Consider the following 19,742-nt stretch of genomic DNA (forward strand, 5'->3'; position numbering starts at 1 on the left):
ATATTCAGGTTAAACTGTACTTGAGTCATTTTTATTCCTCTTTTCATTGTTTATCGTGGTTGAAAACAGTGTTGCCAAAAGTGAATAAAATGACTCATTATTTTTACACAATTATACGGACTTAATCCTTGAAATCAGCAAATTGTCTTTAATATGGTTATTAAAGGAAAGCCCCCCGATTCTATTTAACATTTTTAAATAAACAATAATAAACTCAGGGCCATCACGGCCATTCCGCTAATTAAACCATAGATTGATAGATGGGCTTCGTCATATCTTTTTGCAGCGGGCAATAATTCATCGAGCGAGATAAACACCATGATTCCGGCAACGGCCGCAAAAATAACCCCGAACATCACTTCATTTAAAAACGGCATTAAGAACAAATAGGCGGCGAAGGCCCCGATTGGCTCTGATAATCCAGACAAAAATGAAAGTTTAAAAGCTCTTTTTTTATCGCCAGTGGCAAAATAAATAGGAACGGACACGGCAATCCCTTCTGGAATGTTGTGGATGGCAATCGCGACGGCAATGGCAATCCCGAGCTTAGGATCTTGCAGTGCCGAAGTGAATGTGGCGATTCCTTCGGGGAAGTTATGAATGCCGATGGCCAGCGCGGTAAATGTACCCATTTTTAACAGATCCGTCTGTTTATCCGACTTTTCTGTCATACCGGGCGACTTCATATCTTCGACAGTCCGCAGCTCGTGCGGGTTGCTTTGTTTTGGGATGAACTTGTCAATGGTGGCAATCAAAAGCATTCCGGCAAAAAATCCGCCCACAGTTACCCAGTTTCCAGGCCCTGGTCCCAGCGAATGGATGAGGGCATTTTTCGCTTTAACAAAAATCTCAATCATTGATACATAAATCATTACACCCGCGGAAAAACCAAGGGTGACAGAGAGAAATTTCGTATTGGTATGTGAGGTGAAGAAGGCCAGCAAACTGCCGATTCCAGTAGAGAGGCCGGCAAATAATGTTAGTCCAAATGCCAAAAGAAGATTCTCAGACACTTTTATGTCACTCCTTTAAATGCAAAGAAATGAATTGAACGTAATATTGTATTTATATTGTATATGCCTAGAGAAAGAAATGTTTCCTCAGAGAAACATTTTATCCCGTAACGGGGAGTAAGACCTCCACCTCGAGGTCCAAGACTACAAGGAATCTAGGTAAGGGATCAACTGCCCGTAAAAGTCCGATTGGTGAGATACAGTGAAACTTGCCGCTGTGTTTTTAGCGGCTTAGTTGAACCAATCGGGTTCGTGCTGAGTCTTTATCAAAGCGAAAGTCTTGATTAGAGTCAGTAGAACGGGACTAACCATCAATGGGGGATGAAGAAAGCCCCTACTGATGGAAGTTTTACTTTATCAGTAAATTTAGGTATTCCCGCCGCGAATTACTTTTCCCTGCGACTACAGATTTGTTATCATGTTAGTAAGTCTCACCGATATTTTTTTAAAAAAGGAGATTCACTTGGAGGTACTTATGAATATGAACCCGTTAAAAGTAATGACGGTTTTTGGGACGAGGCCGGAAGCGATTAAAATGGCCCCGCTTGTAAAGGAATTAGAAAAATATCCAGATAAAATCAAGTCGATTGTAACCGTGACGGCGCAGCATCGTCAAATGTTAGACCAAGTGCTGGATATTTTTGCGATAACCCCTGATTATGATTTAAATATAATGAAGGAAAGACAGTCACTGGCAGAGATAACAACCCGTTGCCTAGAAGGGCTAAGTGATGTTTTTGCACAGGTAAAACCCGATATTGTGCTGGTTCATGGTGATACTACGACAACGTTTGTGGCCAGCTTAGCGGCGTTTTATCAACAGATCCCAATTGGGCATGTCGAGGCCGGACTTAGAACTCACAACAAATATTCGCCATACCCCGAAGAAATGAACCGGCAGTTGACAGGAGTATTAGCAGAGTTGCATTTTGCGCCAACAGTTCAGGCAAAGCGAAATCTAGTAGAAGAAAATAAGCCAGAAGAAGCCATCTTTATAACTGGAAATACGGCTATCGATGCGTTAAAAACGACCGTGAAGGCACAATACTCACATCCCGTTTTGGAACAGATCGGCAGCGATCGCTTAATCTTGATGACAGCTCACCGCAGAGAAAATCTTGGGGAACCGATGGAAAATATGTTCCGCGCGATCCGGAGGCTGGTAGAAAAGTATCCGGATGCCCAGGTTATCTACCCTGTGCACATGAACCCGGTAGTACGGGAAATTGCCGAACGGGTCCTTGGAAACAATCGTCGAATTCACCTCATAGAACCGTTAGATGTGATTGACTTTCACAATTTTGCCGAAAGAGCTTATTTGATATTAACCGACTCCGGCGGTATTCAGGAGGAGGCACCATCGCTTGGGGTTCCTGTGCTAGTTCTGCGTGACACAACCGAACGTCCCGAAGGAATTGCCGCAGGCACACTGAAACTAGCCGGTACAAATGAAGAAACCATCTTTAGACTTGCGGATGAACTCTTATCCAATCAAGCAACCCATGACCAAATGGCCAAAGCCTCCAACCCGTATGGAGACGGTCATGCCGCTAAACGGATCGTCAACGCCATCCTCTATCACTTTGGTGTTAACAATACAAGACCGAACGACTTCTAAGCATAGGTGCCAGGCACTAGTTTCCATTTTATGTGTCCGTGTGGGGTGGAATTGTGTCCACGGACGGTGTCAGGCACCATGTGAAAAATTCACATAGTGCCTGACGGCAAAATCAGTCTTAAGTCCTAGAATTGTTTCCGTTTGTGGTCTATGGTAAGCAGGAGTTTTTTCGTGTATTGTGGAAGTAAGAATAATAAATGGAAACTATGTTGTGCTGTCGAAATATGAAACATTCATTTGAGTGATTCGTATAAATAGTAAGCTTTATTTAATTTGTTAGGAGTCGATCATTATGAACCCTGTTGCATCGTTCATTTTACGGTCGTTTGTGGCTATTCCCGTGACAGTCTTAACTGGGTTTATCAGCTTTGTTTTCTTTAGGCAAAACTTTCTGCCGTCACTCGGCATCGCGATCGCCTGCGGGATTGTTGTCTATATGATCCTCGCCATTGCTCAGAGCCGCAGTTTTTTAAAAAAGCATCAGCTGACCAGAAAAGAATACCGCTATATTAGAAAAAATTTATCAGAAGCAAATAAAAAAATTAACCGTCTCAATAAATCACTTTTTACCATACGTGATCTATCATCCGTTAAACAAAGAATTGATATTCTTCGTATCACTAAAAAAATCCAAAAAATGGCTGCTAAAGAGCCGAAACGATTTTATCAGGCGGAATCATTTTATTTTTCACATTTGGATTCGATTGTCGAGTTGACAGAGAAATACAGCTTCCTAGCTTCCCAGCCGAAAAAAAATCTGGAAATCAATCAATCCCTCATCGAAACCCGGCAAACTCTAAATGAACTGACTAAAGTGTTAGAGAATGATTTGTTTCAGGTTGTTTCTGATGATGTTGACCATTTAAACTTTGAAATTGATGTAGCAAAGCATACAATAAAAAAACAAAAAGATTCCAAATTTCCCGAGGAGAATAGGTGGTTAAAATGAGCGAAAATACTCCAAATTTAAATAAACAATCCGGTGATTTATTGAATGATATTTTAGCCAATCCGTTTGGCGACGAACTTGAGTTGGCGAAGCAGCCTGCTCCAGCGGTACAAGCGGCTGAGGCAAAGCCAGTTAAATTAATCGATGTCATCCCGGAAGAACACCGGGCTAAGGCCTACCAACTTGCCGCCCAAATTGATCCAACAAACCATCAGGCGATGATTCAATATGGCACGCAAGCACAAGGAAAACTGCTCTCCTTCTCGCAAACGATGCTTGAACATGTGCAGAAAAAAGATCTCGGGGAAATCGGCGACATCATTAATGATCTCATGAAGCACTTAAATCAAGTTAATCCGGACGAATTAAGGGATGAAAAACCATCCTTTTTTGCGCGTATGTTCGGAAAAATTTCCGGATCACTTCAGGAAGCACTATCCAAATATCAAAAAACCGGTGCGCAAATTGACCGCATTACCGTAAAGCTGGAGCGCAGCAAGAATGTTTTGCTTTCCGATATAAAATTGCTTGAACAACTCTATGAAACAAATAAAGAATATTTTCAAGCCCTCAATGTTTATATTGCTGCTGGGGAATTGAAACTGGAGGAAATGCACGAGAAAATTATTCCCGAGTTGAAAAGACAGGCGGAGGCAACCAATGACCAAATGAAATTCCAAGAGGTCAATGACATGATTCAATTTGCCGACCGCTTGGACAAACGTCTCCATGATTTGAAATTAAGCCGTGAAATCACAATTCAAAGTGCACCGCAAATCCGTTTAATTCAGAATACGAACCAGGCGTTAGTGGAAAAAATTCAGTCGTCGATTGTAACGGCGATTCCGTTATGGAAAAATCAAGTGGCCATTGCCTTGACCCTGATTCGTCAGCGGCATGCCGTTGAGGCACAAAAACAAGTGTCTAAAACGACAAATGAGTTGCTGCTGAAAAATGCGGAAATGCTGAAAACCAACACAATTGAAACGGCCAAGGAAAACGAGCGCGGGCTTGTTGATATTGAAACGCTAAAGAAAACGCAGGAAAACTTGATCAGCACTTTGGAAGAAACATTGCGGATTCAGGAAGAAGGACGGCAAAAGCGCCGCCTCGCCGAGCAAGACCTAGCAACGATGGAAAACGAACTGCGGCTAAAGCTATTGGAAATCAAAGGAAATTAAGAGCAAGAAAAGCTCTCGCTAAATCTAGCGGGAGCTTTTTTGACTTCTGCAATATATACAGATGCGCCGCTGAAATAAGATGAATCGCCGATAACCGATACAAATCGCTGATAAACCATAAAGAAGCGCCGATAAATTACCCGAATTCGCTGATAAAAACTATAGATTCAGCGATAACCGGACAATCGTCAGCGCTAGTTACCCCAATCATCGGTTCAATCCGGTTTTCGAGCAACTAGGCCAGTGCTAGTTACCCCAATCATCAGGTCAATCCAGTTTTCGAGCAACTAGGCCAGTGCTAGTTACCCCAATCATCAGGTCAATCCGGTTTTCAAGCAACTAGGCCAGTGCTAGTTACCCCAATCATCAGGTCAATCCGGTTTTCAAGCAACTAGGCCAGTGCTAGTTACCCCAATCATCAGGTCAATCCAGTTTTCGAGCAACTAGACCAGTGCTAGTTACCCCAATCATCGGTTCAATCCGGTTTTCGAGCAACTGGACCAGTGCTAGTTACCCCAATCATCAGGTCTTTTCCCTTTTTAGGCATAAATCGTTAAAAAACCACCATTGGCCCGATTACTTACTTACCGGAATGGCTTTAAAGTATTCTTCCAGGGTCATGCCGCGAGTGGCAATGTCTGCGGCAATTTTTTTGCCCACATAGCGGAGGTGCCATGGTTCGTATTGGTAGCCGGTGATTGCTTCCTTTCCTCTGGGGTAGCGGATGATGAAACCATATTCGGCAGCGTGGTCCTCAAGCCATCTCGCCTCTGGACTGCCGCTAAAGCAGTCCTCTGCGGCGCATTTACCGTCAGCGCCAGTCACATCAATGGCGAGCCCTGTTTCATGTTCGCTTGTCCCCGGGAGGGCACTGTAGGTTTGCGCTGTTTCATAACCGTCTTGACTAACATAATAATGAAACAAAATCTCCTGTGCTGCCCGTGAACGATAGGCTGATACACCAAGAAGAGCGATCCCATCGGCGTGGGCGGCAGCGAATAATTTTTCAATCGCCGTCGCTGCTTCCGCGCGCATTTTTCGCTTTTCCGATTTCTCAGAAAAAATAAAGGAAATATCGGGTTCAACTAAATCGTTGGGCTGGTAGCTTTCCGGCAAGATATTTTCTTTGTTCACGAGGACGGGAATGCTTTCCGGATTGGCAATAACTTTTGCTTCATCATCATGATTTTTAAAGGTGGATTTATTTACCGGAACAACGGCTTCACCGTCGTCAGGGGCCATTTGTTTTTTCTCCAGGCAGCCTGTCAACAAGGTTGCCAATAAGACAACACAGGCAAGTTCCAAGTGAAATTTTACCATCGTAAGCATCCTTTTTAAAAAAATTCATTTATGTTCTCACTATCGACACGTTTGACATTTTTTAAAACCTTTTCATTTCAGAATGCTGGTAATGGAGTAAAAAAATAAATTTAAATTTGTCTGTTTATCGCTTTTTAATAAAGAAATTAATTTAAGGTGATTAAAGGTTGTATGAAAGACTTTGAATGTAAGCTGCTCCAGAAAGACAGGACGGTAAAAGTTTTCCCAACTTTCTCGGAAGCGAACTAGGACTTTCGGCCCTTTAATTTTACAAACTAGTTTCATATATTTAAGAAAACACATAAATCGTACGAAACGGCAAACTTATTGAAAAATGAGGACGCAAAGCTATAGGGGCTGTAGTCTACAGGGAAAAGGGCGAAGCGGTGCAAAGGCAAACCAATATAAGTCGTGAAATAATTATTTTGTGACTTCAGTGAGAAGCCGGGCTCTGTTCACGCCACCTTTATTGAGAAAGATGGTTCGAATGTCATTCCAGTTTAAGACAATGCTCGCCAGCTGTCGAACACGAATCTCCTGCGGTTTTATGTCAATGGCAGTGATTAAATTTAAGGGAGGGCTTTTTGTGTTGAAATTATTTTTAAAAGGAAAATACTTGTACCATGTCCTGCAAAAGCGTCACAACGAATTGTTGCAGCAGGACTGTCTATGTGAGGAATTAAGATTAAAGTTTAAGGTTAAGGCTATCTACCATCGCAGCAAGGCTGTGGAACTTGGTTCAAGAATATAATTGATGGCTCACCGTTTGCCGAGTCTTGAAGAACGATTCATGGATATCAAAAAAACAGCGTCGGGATCCAGAGAACCTGAACGCTGTTTTTTAGCTACTAGAAAAGTATAAAATTTCATCCAATTTTATGCTTTCCTGTGTTGGATTTATTCAACTACGCCTCATGAACCGTCCTAACGTAACGGATTTGCCAATCGGCGAGTTTTCGTTTTCTGAATTAGTGGGCCATTACTTCGGTGCCATCATCTTTGCCGTCTTTTGTCACTTTCAAGACTCCATTGGCGCCTTTCGTGGCATCGTTGAATTGATGGGTAACAATCGGGTAGCTGCCTTCCTCTGTTACAGTGAATTCCACTACGGCACCGCCGCTCGCCGGCAGCAACACGGTTTGCATGCCTTTTAAGTGATTGTACGGATTTCCATCCATATAGACATCATCAAAGGTGGTTCCGACCACATGGAAGCTAGAAACTTCGTTTGGACCAACGTTTAAGACATAAAATCTCACTTTATCGCCAACTTTTGCAAGCAGAGGATGATCGACTAATGCACTGACGGTTCCGTTCGTATTCAGCTGTCCATCTTTAAGCGCTTTTGTAGAAAATACGACGTATTTAGGTTTACCATTGGTCATATCATCCATATCATTATATTTGTACCATTCATTTTGAATCACGACGTACTCACGGTCGACTTGAGAATCAGTTGGATAGCCAGTTGTTGGTTTGACAATAATCATTCCGTGCATCCCGTTGGCAATATGCTCAAGCACCGGTTTAGTGCCGCAGTGATACATGAACACTCCCGGGTTATTAGCAGGGTAGCTGAATTTGCCGGTTTTGTCCGGCATGACATCGGCAAAGTTCTTAGATGGCGCTGTATGAACAGCGTGCATATCCATGCTGTGTGGAATCGCCGGGTCCATGTTTTTAAGGGTAAAATTAATTTTGTCCCCTTGATTAACGACAATTACGGGGCCCGGAGCTTCGCCGTTGAATGTCCAAGCTTTATACGTATCATCTTTGGCAATTTCAATGTCGGTTACCTGTGCAGTCATTTCGACATTTACTTCATGTTTGCCAATTCGCTTTATTTTAATCGGAGTTGGTTTTTGATTTACATGTTCATGGGGAGCAAATACCTGTGTTGCAGTTTTCGTTGTTGTTTTTGCCTCAGCCTCAGCCTTTTTCTCAGTAGCGAGCTCAGCCTTGCCACAAGCACTTAACATCAACACAGAGGTTGTTACCATAACTGCTGCAAACTTTGTCACTTTTCCCATTTTTATTCCCTCCAATTTAACTTCAAAATTTAATTAACTATTATTTACACTTTTATTTTAGTGTTTTTATAATCCATTCCTGTGACTTGAGTCACTGTAACATGAGGGGTTGGTGAACATTTTGTGAAGTAATGAGCAAAATGTGGAAAACTTCTGTATTAGTCAATAATTCAGTATAAATAGGGGAATCCTTTGTGGACAAGGAGGTTTTGATAATGAAAAAAGACGAGGAACAAACGAGTGAAGGATTAAATCAGATTTTTGAAATAATCAATGCCAAAGGGGACGAAAGCGAGTTGCGGGAGATAGTCGAAAAAACCGGTCGAATAACAGAAACAGAAGAATAGCATGAAAGTGGGGGCCGTCCAGAAAGTCCATTTTTAATTTTTGAGCTAAAAAACCACTTTTCGGACAGCCCCTATTTTTTAAGGAACCGGCAGTTCCGGTAAGTAAGCATCATTGTGGATAACATGTGAATAACACCGGGAATCTGTTGATAATCCGTATAAATTTGTGAATAAGAACTTTTATCCCTGTAGATATTCTCAATTAATTTTCAAATATGTGAATAATTATGTGGATACTCCAATGGATTTTGTGGACAACCTCAGAAATAAGTGGATAACTCTTGTGGATAGCAGAATTGCTATAATAGTTATCCACATTCAAAAAAACAACCCTTCCATTTTAAACAAGCTCTGCACCTATGAGCCGCCCAATTACCGCCCTTTCTCAAATTGACAACCTTCCCTGGCATGCTCTTTCGAATAGATTATTACTAGTCGTAAGGGGGGAAGCCAATTGTGAAAATATTAATCATTGGTACTGGTTACGTGGGGACAACTACAGGGCTGATTTTTTGTGAAATGGGTCATCAAGTAACCGGCCTGGACCTTGATGATCGGAAAATTCAAGCATTACAGCGAGGAGAGCTGTATTTTTTTGAACCGGGTCTTGAAGACCTGTTGATAAAACATGTCCAATCGCAACGAATTTCATTTACAAGCAACACAGAAATGGCGATAAAAAGCCATGATGTGATTTTTATTTGTGTCGGAACACCGCAGGACCTAGATGGAAGTGCCGATCTTTTGTACGTAAAAAATGTAGCCGAAGCAATTGGTCAATATATGAACAGCTATAAGGTTATTGTGACCAAGAGTACGGTGCCTGTCGGAACAGCTGAATTAGTGACAAACTGGATTAAACGCCAACAGCCTGTACCCATTCCCTTTGACGTCGTATCCAATCCCGAATTTCTCCGCGAAGGTTCCGCCCTCCAAGACGCCCTCCGTCCAGACCGCATTATTATTGGCACGGAGAGTGAAAAGGCAAGAACAATCATCAAAGAATTATATCAAAATTTCCAATGTCCGATTGTTGAAACGAATTTGAAAGCGTCAGAAATGATTAAGTATGCGGCCAATTCCTTCCTCGCCATGAAAATTTCCTATATCAACGAATTAGCCAGGCTGTGTGATAAGTTAGGGATTAATGTGAACGATGTTTCAACAGGAATTGGCCTTGACCACCGCATTGGTCCGCATTTTCTCCAAGCTGGTATGGGCTACGGCGGCTCTTGCTTTCCCAAGGACGTAAGTGCGTTGCTGCAGACCGCAAGGCAGCATGATAGTCCCCTTTCCATCCTTGAAAAAGTGGTTGAAGTAAATAAAGACCAGTCCGTATATTTTATCGAAAAAATGAACCGTGCCATAGAGGGCGGGGTGAAACATAAAACGATTGCTGTCCTCGGTTTAGCATTTAAAGCCAACACCGATGATACAAGAGAATCCCCAAGCTTGCAGCTGATCGAACATCTTTTACAGGCGCAGGCGGTGATTAGAACCCATGACCCTGTTGTCAACATGGCCTCAAAACTCCCTCAATTTTCAACCATACCAGAAACGGTGTCAGACAGCGATGCTGTAATCATTTGTACGGATTGGGATGACTACAAGACCCTTGATTGGGCGGCTCTTAAACCGTTAATGAAACAGCCGATTGTTTTTGACGGGAGAAATATGTTGAACAGGGCTGAAATGGAAACCCTTGGTTTTTTTTATCATGGGATTGCTAATTATTAGATAATGGTGAAAAAGGGCGGGGTTCCCTCGCTCTTTCGATCATCTCGATACGGCAATCCTTCAAAATGGACAACTCTTCCTGCGTGACAAACTTGGAGATGACTCGTCATCGTAGGAAAGGGGGCTGCCGCAGAATGGGAACCGCTTTGAGATTCAAAACGGGATTATTCGCGAGCAATGCGGCCAAGTAGACGTATGGGAATGATTGGACAAGTGGAAATATACCAATGTCACCGTTTTTCCTATTTTTGACTCTGGAGCACCAACTGCAATCCCAGGCCAATATAAATCGAGCCAACTATTTTTCCCTGCCAGTGGGCCATCCAATTATTTTGATTAGCAAAAAGCTTTTCGCCAATCGAACTGGTCAACAACGCCAGCGTTGTTGTGTATAAAATACTCATCAACACGAACGTCAGACCAAGCGCCAACAGCTGCAGAAAAACCGGTGTTCCATTATGGTGGACAAACTGTGGCAGGAAGGCAAGGAAAAACAACGCTGTTTTTGGATTTAACAATTCAATTAGCAGCGCCTGGCGAAACGATACAGCGTCGGTGATAGTCTTTTTGACGGCAGCTGGTTCCGCATGCTTTTTCGCCTTTTCCAGGAATGATTTCACCCCGATAAAAATTAAATAGGTGGCACCCAAGTATTTCACGATCTCGAAAGCCAAGGCGGAGGTCATTAGGATCGCCGATAGGCCAAGAACAGCAGCTAATGTATGAATCAGGTCGCCAACAGCAATCCCTACACCGGTAAAAATCCCTGCTCTTCTCCCACCCCTCGCTGTTTGCGTCACCGTCAGAATGACCGCCGGACCGGGAATAAGAAACAACACAAGCACAACGAGAATAAATGACAGCATGGCTCTACGCCTCCAAGTAAAGAAGTTTAATATGAATATATTATCATAAAATTAGAAGTAATTAGATTATTATATTTTGAAAAAAGAGACCTTTAGAAAAAATAACAAATACATATATTAACCAATTATTAAGTTGGTTACCACAAATAATATTATATGTAAAGTTTGTTAAATATTGTAGATTAATGTTAGCCTTTATATTAAAATAGACAAGGATAGGTCATTTTTTAGGTGGAGGTGACTATACAAGAAACAAGAGAAAAAGTTATATCTTTCTTTTTTGAGAATCCGTTCATCTGTCGACGCACTCACTTGCTTTAACAGAAAAATCTAGTAAATTAGTAGATTACATTTAAAATCATTACGAGTCTAGGGATAAAAAAAGGAGGTTGTAACCATTGAAGTTGTTTAAGAAGCAACTTTTTATTTTACTCACAGTCGCGACATTTTTTGCCAGCTATGTTTTTCCTCATTTGCCACAAGCAAGTGCAGCTGAGGCAACGACCAATAGTGCGACTGAAACGGATACAACAAAATATATATTTGGTCAATTATCTGCAAGTAACCAGGCTCATTCTGATAACATGAGTAGAGAAATTTTACCACAAGCGTCCAAATCCATAGATATAAGGATTATGCATGTGAACGATACCCATGCAAATGTTGAGCAATATCCGAAGTTAGCAACCGCTGTAAAAGAAGTTCGCGCGGAAAGACCGGACGCCTTGTTAGTCGATGCCGGCGATGTTTTCTCGGGAACGCTTTATTTCAATCAATACCTTGGTAAAGCGGATTTATGGTTCATGAACCAGCTTAAGTACGATGCGATGACATTCGGTAATCATGAGTTTGACAAAGATTCGAAGGTACTGGCTGATTTTATCAGCGAGATGAAATTCCCGCTTCTGAGCGCCAATGTCAATGTAACAAAAGATCCGGCTTTAGGGCCGATGTTTAAAAATGAAATTCCCTCTTCTCCAGAGGGTGGCAAAATTTATCCGGCGATGGTAAAAACAATTAACGGGGAAAAAGTCGGCATGTTTGGCCTGACGACGGAAGATACCACATTCTTAGCCAGTCCTTCTAAAGAGATAGTGTTTGAAAATGCAGTAGAGAAGGCCAAATCCACAGTTGCTGCCCTGAAACAACAAGGGATCAACAAAATTATTGTTCTATCCCACTTAGGCTACGGACCGGACCAAGAGCTGGCGAAAGCAGTCGATGGGATTGACGTTATAGTTGGCGGACATTCACATACGAAGCTCGACAAACCGGTTGTGATTGACAAAGCTGAGCCGACCGTGATTGTTCAGGCAAATGAATATCTGAAATATTTGGGCGTCTTGGATGTAACTTTTGACGCTAATGGAGTTGTAACTGCTCAAGACGGCAAGCTGCTGGATGTGAACACTTATGTCGCGGATGCCGAGGCACAGGCCAAGGTGGACGAATTTAAAACACCGCTGGAAGAGTTGAAAAAGACCGTCATTGGTGCTGCGACAATAGACCTTGATGGAGAACGTGGAAATGTTCGTACGAAAGAAACCAATCTTGGTAACCTGGTTTCCGATGCTATGGCTCAAAAAGCTAATGAGGTCTTGAAAAATGACACTGTGATTGCAATGCAAAATGGCGGTGGTATTCGAGCCTCCATTCCAAAAGGTGATGTTACACTTGGGCATATTCATACCGTTATGCCATTTGCCAACCTGCTGGTGACACTGGACTTAACTGGCCAGGAAATTTGGGACGCACTTGAACATAGCGTCAGCAAGGTGGAAGAAGGGGCCGGTCAGTTTATGCAGGTGTCAGGAATTCAATTCAAGTATGACCCTAAAAAGCCTGCCTATGACAGAGTCTGGGAAGTAAAGGTGAAATCCGCCTCTGGCTATGAGCCAATTGACTTGAAGAAAACATACTCTGTTGCCACCAATGCCTTCGTTGCGGATGGCGGTGATGGCTATACGATGTTCAAAAAGGCTAAAGATGACGGCCGCATCCATGAGCTATTCATTGTCGACTATGAAATCTTAACCGAATATATTGCACAAAACAGTCCTGTTGCTCCTGCTGTTGAAGGCAGAATTACTGCCGGAGAAAAACCTGCAGAAGTAAAAAATGGTTGGGTAGTGGAAGAAGGCCATACTTATTACTATGAAAATGGCAAAAAAGTGACTGGTTGGAAAGTTATTAAAGCCAGTAAATATTACTTCGACAAAGACGGAGCCATGCAAACCGGTTGGCAAACAATAGCCAAGAAAAAATATTACTTCGGTAAAGACGGTGCCATGCGTACGGGCTGGCAAACTATCAACAAGAAGAAATATTACTTCGGTAAAGACGGAGTCATGCAAACCGGCTGGGTAAAAATTGGCAAGAAGAAGTATTACTTCAACAAAGACGGAGTCATGCAAACCGGTTGGGCAAAAATCGGCAAGAAGAAATATTACTTCGATACAGACGGAGCAATGCGCACGGGCTGGCAAACTATCAACAAGAAGAAATATTACTTCGACAAAAACGGAGTCATGCAAACCGGTTGGGCAAAAATCGGCAAGAAGAAGTATTACTTCAACAAAGACGGAGCAATGCGCACGGGCTGGCAAACTATCAACAAGAAGAAGTATTACTTCGATAAAAATGGTGTGATGCAAACTGGCTGGGTAAAAATTCAAGGGAAAATGTATTACTTTAACTCAGACGGAGTATATGCTAGTAATAAAAAGTCAAATGGAAAAGCTGGGTAAGGATTGAAAAATCATAGTTAGAAAAATCTAGTTAAAGACTTTCTCAAATGGTGTCAGGTATCACTAAAATCTAATTAGGATGCCTGACACCATTGTTATTTTAAACAACCTCTTTTTAAAAGGATAGTATTCTATAAAAATGAACCAAGTTGAAATTTGTAACTATTTAGCGAAACTTTTTTGAACAAAAATTATGTTACAATTGTTACAGATGTGGTATTGTTTAAGAATAAATAGAATACTTGCGAGGTGTAACAAAAGGTGTTTCGACGTTTAATAATTGGTTTAATCGTTTTATTCTTAGGATTTATGAGCTTTCCGCAGGCTCCACAAGCGAGTGCAAGCGCCAATCAGCAATTAATTATCATTAATAAAAAGATTAATAAACTTGCTTTCTATGAAAAAGGTAAATTAGTAAAAATATACCCTGTGGCAACCGGGAAGACTCGGAGTCTTACTCCGGAAGGAACTTTCTACATACGTGCAAAACAGAAAAACCGGCCATGGTATAAGGAAAACATCCCGGGAGGCGCCCCGAATAATCCATTAGGGAAGCGCTGGATGGAGCTAAGTAAATGGGAAAATGGTTACCCATATGGAATTCATGGAAACGCTAATGAAAGCTCGATAGGGAAATGGGTTTCACACGGCTGTGTCCGGATGCATAACTGGGATGTCGAAAAGTTATACGATATGGTAAAGGTTGGAGCCAAGGTGAAAATCACTTGGTCATCACAAACATTTAATCAATTGGCGAAGCCATTCTTCAAAAATCTTGATGCAACAGCACCGAAAATTCCAACAGTCAATACCGTTGGTGATAATTCCACAACAGTAACTGGTAAAACGGAAGCGAAAGTAACAGTAACTGTGACTATTGGCTCTAAGAAATATAGTAAAACAGCTAGTTCAAAGGGGAATTTTTCTATTAAAATTCCAAAACAAAAAGCTGGCAAAAAACTTAGCGTTACAGCCACGGATAAAGCCGGAAATGTAAGTAAACCGAGAAGTGTTACCGTCCAAGATAAAACGGCTCCAGTTCTAACTGTTAAACCAGTTTCGGATAAAGACAAAGTTGTATATGTAAAAACAGAAAAAGGTGCATCGGTAACGGTTAAGAATGGAACTTGGACATCTAAAGGAACCCAAGCGAAAACAAGTGGATACTTCAAAATAGCATTACCAAATAAGCCAAAAGCTTATTCAAAAGTGACCGTTATCTCTAAAGATAAGGCAAAGAATGCGGTAACGAAGAGTGTCACTGTCGCAGACAAAACGATTCCAACCATCACCGTTAATCCAGTTTCAGATCAATCAAAAACGGTATCTGGAAAAACTGAGGCTGGAGCAACAGTTACACTGAGCTTTGATAAGAACCATCCTGTTAAGGCGGATGGAAATGGGAAGTTTTCATATAAACTTTCGAAAAATCTAAAATCAGGAACGAAATTTACAGTGACTGCTAAAGATAGAGCTGGACATGCGAAATCGGCAACTGTGACTGTTGCTGACAAAACGGCTCCATCGATTTCGGTTGATCCAGTAACAGACCAGTCCACACAAGTAACGGTAAAAACGGAAACGGGTGCAGCCGTTACTGTGTCAATGGGGTCTGGAACTTCGATCACAGCAACAGCGATAGATTCAAATGGAACATACCAAGCCACGATTCCACCGCAAGAGGCTGGTACCATCATTAAAGTAACAGCTAAGGATAAAGCCGGAAATTCAAGTACCGTAACAATTACTGTAACGAAAACTACCAATGACCCTGAAGGTAATCCTGAAGGAACAGACACAGTTACGAATAATCAATAAAAGCTTGTAATCCAGCAAAATATTTACTAGCAGCACTCTGCCATTTTCGGTCAGGGTGCTGATTTTTATATCATGCATAAATTTAATGATGAATACCGTAAATAACATGCTAGAATATAAGTAAATAGATGATGAAATTAAAAGAATAGTAACGGAGGATTACGAGTGAAAGCGATATGGTCTTTAAGCCTTTTTTTTCTAAGTCTGACATTTATGGCATCTACTGCGACTGCAGAGGGAGTAAACGAGCAGCCGAGACAAGTTAATCCGGAAGTTCAGTTTCAGGATCAGCAGGAATTTGTGGCTCGGGAATTAATTGTTAAATTTAAACCGGAAGCAACTTCTGAAGAACAAGCAGCCATCCTAAACAAAGTGAATTCGGAGGAAAAATCGCAATTGCTGGATGGTGATTTTTCTGTTGTTAAAGTACCAAGCGGTGCCGATTTAAAGACCATCGCCAAGACTTTGTTAAAGAATAAGCTTGTGGCATTGGTGGAGCCAAATTACAGGTTCACTCAATCCTATCTTCCAAAAGAGCCAAAATATCAGCAGCAATGGTATCTGAATAAAATACAGGCGCCAAAGGCATGGGATAAAACCAAAGGTTCATCAGCGATTACAGTCGCTGTCATTGATGACGGTGTACAGCAGGACCATCCCGAGCTAAAGGGGAAAATTGTCTCGCCCTATAACGCCGTAACCGGAACAACCAAATATAGTCCGCATTTACATGCAACACATGTCGCCGGAATCATTGCCGCCAGCTTTAATCGCAAAGGGATTGCCGGGATTGCCCCGAACGTGAAAATCATGCCGATTAATGTATTTACCGGTGATGAGGCAACAACGGATTCAGTCGTAAGGGCCCTGCAATATGCTGTCGATCATCATGCCGATATTATTAATATGAGTTTGGGTGCTCCAGGATATAATTATGCGATTGATTCCGCAGTAAAATACGCCCGATCAAAAGGAGCAGTACTGATTGCCGCTGCCGGTAATGAAGGGAGTTATCAACCGGAATATCCTGCTGCTAGCGAAGGGGTCCTAGGAGTCAGCGCTACAACACAAGGTGATAAGATTGCCTCATGGTCAAATCGCGGCAGTTATATTGATCTGGCGGCTCCCGGAGATCGTATTTATTCTACGATAACCGGTGGTTCTTATGGTTATGAGAGCGGAACATCCATGGCAACACCGGTTGTTTCCGGAGTTGCAGCGCTTGTCCGCTCAAGAAATCCGTTTTTAAGTTCCGGCCAAGTTGAAACGATTTTAAAAAAATCAACCGTTGACCTTGGCACAAAAGGGCGGGATTCTTTGTACGGCTACGGTAGAATTGATGCCAATAAGGCGGTTTCTAACACGGCCCTGCCAGTTTCCACGATCAGCGTTCCCAAAATCTTTACGGCCAAAGGAACAAATAAAGCGGCCATTTCATTTACTACAGCAGGTACTGGCAAAATTTCGCTATCGGTTAAAAGTTCAAAAGGAACCACCTTAAGAAAGGTCGTTACCGATAAAAGCACCTCCGGCTCGAAGTTTACCCTTTATTGGGACGGGAAAACCGACAGTAAAAAGGTCGTTTCTTCCGGCACATACAAAGTTGAAGTGAAAATGACCAACGGGCGAAAAACGGTCTACAAAAGTACCACGATCAAAGTTAACAATCAAACAAAAGCTGATATCATCGTGTCGGGCATCTATGCCTTCTCGCCAAAAGTAAGCGGAAAAATAAATATCCCGTATGAATTAACGCAACAAGCAAAAATCATGGCCGTGATCAAGGATCAAGCCGGGAAAACCGTGAAAACGATTCTAAACAAAAAGTCCGTGTCAGCCGGTAAGCACTCCGTCATTTGGGATGGAAAGAATTCAACGGGTCTGCCAGTAAAAGATGGAACATATAGCTTGGAAATGTTGATCATCGACAGCCATAATAAAGCGGGAACAGCTAAAAAAGTTCAAATAAAGGTGGATACTATTCGGCCTGTGGCTGGATTCGCATTAAGCCCGCCTGTTTTTAAAATGGATAATCAGACAAACTATACAGCTCAACTGGAAGTAAAAGAAACTGCTACCGTGATTGCTTATGTTAAAAATGACAAGGGGACAATCATCAGGAAATTAATTAATCAGCAATTTAAACCAGGAAAGATAGCGGTAAGCTGGAATGGGAAGAACGATCAAAACACTCCAGTACCTGAAGGGAATTATTATTATGATGTCCAAGCTAAAGACCCGGCAGGAAATACAACAACCATTACCGGCGCTTATTTTTCAGTCGAGGATTGGCGCACACCGGAAATTCAGGCAAGTAAGGATGTTTATTTAAAAGCAACTGGGATGATGAATATTGATTACCTGCTCAGCAAATCCGGAACAGTGACTGTCGGTATCTATCAAGGTGCCAATCTCATGAAGAATATTAAGACGGAAGAGGCAGAGGCAGCCGGGAAACAAACATTCCAATGGGACGGAACTGATCTTGAAGGTAAACAAGTACCAGACGGAGATTACCAATTTAAGATTCAAGTAATTGACAAATATAATCTTTCCCAAACCTTTACAGGAACCGTTCATGTCGAGTTGACTAAAATAGATATTCTTTATCCTTCCATTGTGGCTTTGGACCTTGGGGAAACCCCTGCTGCTGAAGTGTATTACCAACTGTCGCGCGGCGGGAAAGTAACAATAGAAATTCTAAATCAGCGAAATGAAAAGGTGAAGACCATTCAAAAAGACGTACCTATAAATGATGGAACACAATCCTTTCGCTGGGATGGTAAAAATGAAGATGGGTACTATGAGGGTGACGAATTCTATTATTTTGTCATCACAGCGGAAAGTAGCGGCGGACAGAAATTCAGTGTCAAAGGAAAAATGAGCTCGACGGAGAATCCATCTTGGCTAAAAAGCCATGAGGTATCATTTAATGATGTGTCTGACTATAGTTTTTATCATGATAAAATGAACTTGAAAATTCAAACCTCCCAGCAAGTAACGCTGACCCTTTATGTGTATGATGATCCCTATGGTACGGCGCGGCTCGACCTAAAAAGCTACACGTTAAAACCGGGGGAAAATACGATTATTTATCAAAAACCTTTGACCGACTACTTGTATTATCAACTTAAATACCAAGACGCATTAGGGAATCAATACTGGTATGATATTGATGAATGGGAATACTTCTAGAAAGAAAAAAGGCTGCCTGTATGGGTAACGGGTTTAGTTAAGAGGTTGAAAAGTCAAATACTATGCCGAATACACAGGATATACCGAAGAAGAAGTCGTTGACAAATGCCTTATCCAACTGAGGGATGACCCGAAATTTTTGGAATGGCTTCAGAACAAGCGTCGAAACAAACGGGCATTATCACAAATCTTTAACGAAACGCAGACTGAGGAACAAGATATTGGGTAAACTGAAACGACTTTGCTGATAGAACTGATGGGATTGCAACAGTCATTCCACCTTTATCGGATATTGAGATAAATTCGCGGTCAATAGACTATCCTCTGCTATCACCTATCCAATTTGCAAAAAAATATCGTGACCATTTGTTTCGTCCTGTAAATATTGAATTTAATCATTTAACCCATTCTATTCAGATGAACCGTTGTACAGACCCATTTTGCAAGTGGTATGGGCTGGAACAGGAACGATTTACAAGTGCCAAAAGCAAACCGTATCGTTATCGTTTAAGCGGAAGTTTAAAACACAGCAGTCAATCGGTTGTTTGCAATCCGACCCTATTCATCCTTCTAAAGGGATGACTTGGAATTGCCAAATGATATTTTGCCGACTTTTGCAGCTCTCTTGTTAAATCGAACACCTGTAAAGCGGACGTGCGAAATACTAGAAATCGGTTCCGAAACGTATTATCACAAACCCGACTACAAGGACATATTTATTTTTTTACAGGAAATCACTAGTGTTGCATAAAAAGTATCGGAATTTTCAGTTAAAATATTTCACCCTTTTAGGACCAAAAAGATAAATACCCATTTAAAGGTGGCTCTGTCCATTTGGAAATTTATTTACAGTTAAACCTGAAGACCTGTGGGACGACAACAAATTTGCTTATTAAGGAACAGCTTTTCCTTCAATCTTTC

The 19,742-nt window shown here is 41.7% G+C and carries 13 protein-coding genes and 1 riboswitch; of the genes, 9 read left to right on the forward strand and 4 right to left on the reverse strand.

The window, feature by feature from the left end; all coding sequences use genetic code 11:
* Positions 1–194: 194 nt before the first annotated feature.
* A complete protein-coding gene (gene zupT, locus JK635_RS07015) occupies positions 195–1,013 on the reverse strand; it encodes a zinc transporter ZupT (protein WP_202653244.1) in 819 nt (272 codons plus the stop codon).
* Positions 1,014–1,494: 481 nt separating this feature from the next.
* On the opposite strand from zupT, the gene wecB reads away from it, so the two are divergent.
* The 3 genes from wecB to JK635_RS07030 all read left to right on the forward strand — a co-directional run bounded on the left by wecB (position 1,495) and on the right by JK635_RS07030 (position 4,761).
* On the forward strand, positions 1,495–2,631 hold the full coding sequence (wecB, locus tag JK635_RS07020; protein ID WP_202653255.1) for a non-hydrolyzing UDP-N-acetylglucosamine 2-epimerase: 1,137 nt from the start codon (positions 1,495–1,497) through the stop codon (positions 2,629–2,631).
* Positions 2,632–2,923: 292 nt separating this feature from the next.
* Positions 2,924–3,580 carry a 5-bromo-4-chloroindolyl phosphate hydrolysis family protein gene (locus JK635_RS07025; protein WP_202653245.1) on the forward strand — a complete coding sequence of 219 codons (657 nt, stop codon included), beginning with the start codon at positions 2,924–2,926 and terminating at the stop codon, positions 3,578–3,580.
* Positions 3,577–4,761: a toxic anion resistance protein gene (locus JK635_RS07030; protein WP_202653246.1), complete on the forward strand. Its 1,185-nt coding sequence runs from the start codon at positions 3,577–3,579 to the stop codon at positions 4,759–4,761. Before JK635_RS07025 ends, JK635_RS07030 begins: the two co-directional genes overlap by 4 nt.
* Before the next feature lie 576 nt (positions 4,762–5,337).
* On the opposite strand, the gene JK635_RS07035 is transcribed toward JK635_RS07030, so the two are convergent.
* Positions 5,338–6,081 (reverse strand): M15 family metallopeptidase, encoded by a 744-nt coding sequence (locus JK635_RS07035; protein WP_235887948.1) that lies wholly within the window; start codon positions 6,079–6,081, stop codon positions 5,338–5,340.
* A 307-nt stretch (positions 6,082–6,388) separates the two neighbouring features.
* Positions 6,389–6,446, forward strand: a riboswitch (cyclic di-GMP riboswitch).
* 221 nt (positions 6,447–6,667) lie between these two features.
* On the opposite strand from JK635_RS07035, the gene JK635_RS07040 reads away from it, so the two are divergent.
* Entirely contained in the window at positions 6,668–6,832 is a 165-nt protein-coding gene (locus JK635_RS07040) for a hypothetical protein (RefSeq protein ID WP_202653248.1), read from the forward strand.
* A gap of 217 nt (positions 6,833–7,049) precedes the next feature.
* Here JK635_RS07040 and JK635_RS07045 read toward each other — a convergent pair whose 3' ends face one another.
* Positions 7,050–8,111, reverse strand: a complete 1,062-nt coding sequence (locus JK635_RS07045) for a multicopper oxidase domain-containing protein (protein WP_202653249.1) — start codon at positions 8,109–8,111, stop codon at positions 7,050–7,052.
* Between the two features lie 215 nt (positions 8,112–8,326).
* On the opposite strand from JK635_RS07045, the gene JK635_RS24675 reads away from it, so the two are divergent.
* Both JK635_RS24675 and JK635_RS07050 read left to right on the forward strand, forming a co-directional pair.
* Positions 8,327–8,458, forward strand: a complete 132-nt coding sequence (locus JK635_RS24675) for a hypothetical protein (RefSeq protein ID WP_306792917.1) — start codon at positions 8,327–8,329, stop codon at positions 8,456–8,458.
* A 456-nt stretch (positions 8,459–8,914) separates the two neighbouring features.
* Positions 8,915–10,195, forward strand: coding sequence for a UDP-glucose dehydrogenase family protein (locus JK635_RS07050; RefSeq protein ID WP_202653250.1), 1,281 nt, complete (start codon positions 8,915–8,917; stop codon positions 10,193–10,195).
* A 242-nt stretch (positions 10,196–10,437) separates the two neighbouring features.
* Here the strand turns inward: JK635_RS07050 and JK635_RS07055 are convergent, their stop codons facing one another.
* Entirely contained in the window at positions 10,438–11,061 is a 624-nt protein-coding gene (locus JK635_RS07055) for a LysE family translocator (RefSeq protein ID WP_202653251.1), read from the reverse strand.
* A 398-nt stretch (positions 11,062–11,459) separates the two neighbouring features.
* Here JK635_RS07055 and JK635_RS07060 point away from each other — a divergent pair, with 398 nt between their 5' ends.
* From JK635_RS07060 to JK635_RS07070, 3 genes are all read left to right on the forward strand, one after another.
* Positions 11,460–13,808 (forward strand): 5'-nucleotidase C-terminal domain-containing protein, encoded by a 2,349-nt coding sequence (locus JK635_RS07060; RefSeq protein ID WP_202653252.1) that lies wholly within the window; start codon positions 11,460–11,462, stop codon positions 13,806–13,808.
* Between the two features lie 261 nt (positions 13,809–14,069).
* Positions 14,070–15,626, forward strand: a complete 1,557-nt coding sequence (locus tag JK635_RS07065) for an Ig-like domain-containing protein (RefSeq protein ID WP_202653253.1) — start codon at positions 14,070–14,072, stop codon at positions 15,624–15,626.
* A 165-nt stretch (positions 15,627–15,791) separates the two neighbouring features.
* Positions 15,792–18,821: a S8 family serine peptidase gene (locus JK635_RS07070; RefSeq protein ID WP_202653254.1), complete on the forward strand. Its 3,030-nt coding sequence runs from the start codon at positions 15,792–15,794 to the stop codon at positions 18,819–18,821.
* The last annotated feature ends 921 nt before the right edge of the window (positions 18,822–19,742 follow it).

This window comes from Neobacillus paridis (assembly GCF_016765675.1).
In the GTDB taxonomy this organism is placed as follows: domain Bacteria; phylum Bacillota; class Bacilli; order Bacillales; family Cytobacillaceae; genus Neobacillus; species Neobacillus paridis.